The organism is Roseateles sp. P5_E1, from assembly GCF_054049335.1.
Genome location: NZ_JBFUMN010000268.1, coordinates 1 through 631, shown reverse-complemented (window position 1 = coordinate 631; position 631 = coordinate 1). Strand labels below are relative to the sequence as shown.

The window sequence follows — 631 nt, the reverse complement described above, 5'->3', positions numbered from 1 at the left end:
TAGCGCTGCCACATCACCCGCTCCAGGTACGGACGCGCGGCGCTGGCCATGTCGAACTGCGGGTCCAGCTGCCGGCCCATGCCTTCCAGAGTCAGGAAGGTCTTGATCATCAGGGCCAGGTCGGCCGGCAGGGTCAGCGAGTACTGGCGCAGCAAGGTGGTGATGTTGCCCAGCATCAGGCCCATGTGCAGGTCTTTCAGCGGCACGCCCCGGTACTGGTCGACGAACGTGCTGATGTCCTGCTGCAGCCGCGACTCATCCACGTCCACCCCGCCCGCCCAATCGAGCAGCACGTCGGCCACCGATTCCGGCTCCTGGTTGACCAGCCCATGCAGGAGCTGGGCGACCTGGAAGCGGCGCTGCTCGGAGATCGCCCCGACCATGCCGAAATCGATCACGCCGATGCGGCCGTCGCGCAGGTAGATGATGTTGCCCGGGTGCGGATCGGCGTGGAAACAGCCGTCTTCGAGCACCATCTTGAGCACGATGTGCGCGCCGCGACGGGCCAGCTGCACGCGGTCCAGCCCGGCCGCATCGACGCCGGCCAGGTCGCGGCCGGGGATGCCGTCGACGAAGTCCTGCACGTTGAGGCTTTCGCAGGTCCACTGCCAATGCACGTTGGGGATCAGGA

General features: G+C 66.9%; 1 protein-coding gene. It reads right to left on the bottom strand.

What is annotated here, in order from left to right:
- Nucleotides 1-631: AarF/UbiB family protein (locus tag ACXJKJ_RS30965; protein WP_457395384.1), on the bottom strand; the 631-nt coding region annotated here is incomplete at both ends.